General features: G+C 45.0%; 2 protein-coding genes. One reads left to right on the forward strand and one right to left on the reverse strand.

Annotated features, from left to right (window positions below; genetic code table 11):
* The coding region (locus AC1DSB_RS19730) for a hypothetical protein (protein WP_477587473.1) at window positions 1-198 on the forward strand (198 nt) is incomplete at its 5' end.
* A gap of 25 nt (window positions 199-223) precedes the next feature.
* On the opposite strand, the gene AC1DSB_RS19735 is transcribed toward AC1DSB_RS19730, so the two are convergent.
* Window positions 224-1,130 (reverse strand): ATP-binding cassette domain-containing protein (locus AC1DSB_RS19735; RefSeq protein WP_477587474.1); only part of this gene is annotated, 907 nt, incomplete at its 5' end.

Raw genomic sequence — 1,130 nt, forward strand, 5'->3', positions numbered from 1 at the left:
GTATATTTCAGCCGTGCAGTAATTGATTCTTTTTCATGTTCTTTGTACTGTTTGGCAATTGAAGTCAACTCCAATATGAATGCATCCTCACTCGCATTGCTTGATGAAGTAAGCTCAACTTTAGTGGCAGCTGAAGAACATCCATTCAGTACGAAACAACATGTAAGCAAAAACAAGACACATCCATATTTCATCTGACTCACTCTTTCCCTTCTCTTTTAATTCACGCCTCGTATTTAAACCAATCCGCCATTAGTTCTTCCAAACGTTCTTCTAGTGATTTCTTTATCACTAATAAATTTTCGTATTCTTGCCAATCCGCTTCAGCTTCAATTTGAACAGTGAGAGTCGCCAGTTCTTCTTCGACATCGGCAATTTCCTTTTCAAAAGAACGAGGTTGTGCCTCCCGTTCACGGATAGTTTTGACTCGTTCTTCCTTTTTGACCGGTTCTTCTTTTTCAAGCGAGGTCTGACGTTCTGCCCATTTCGAACGCGCCCATTCATAGGCTCCTTCGAAGGTAATGAATGTTCCCCGATCCAACCAAGCGGTGCGAGGGAATAGTTTATTCAGGAAGTAGCGATCGTGGGAGACAGCCACTATGGTCCCTTGGAAATCTTCGAGTGCTTCTTCGAGCACTTCTCGCGAATCGATATCCAAATGGTTTGTTGGTTCATCAAGCATCAATAAATTGATGTCCTGGTGCATGAGTTGCGCAAGACGCAATCGCATCCGTTCTCCTCCGCTTAAATCTCCAACCCGTTTGAAAACGTCGGGTCCATAGAACATAAACTTCGCGAGAATGTGGCGCGCTTCCCCTTCAAATACATTGACTTCCGCTCGGAAGACATCAATGAGGCGCGCTTTCGGGTTGGCAATCTCGAAATGTTGAGACAGGAATCCTACTCGCACATTACTGCCAAGACGTGCGGTGCCTGCATCGACTTCGAGTTCTCCACGCAGTAATTTCAGAATGGTGGACTTGCCAGTTCCGTTTCGACCGACGATTGCAACGCGTTCTTTCCACCTAACATTAAAGTCAGCTCCTGCAAGCAAAACTTTGTTTCCGAAAGATTTGTACACTTGTTCCATGACCACCACTTCCTTGCCACTTCGTGGAGCTGCTTCAAAT

The sequence above is a fragment of the Paenisporosarcina sp. P4_E4_2 genome, from assembly GCF_056401595.1.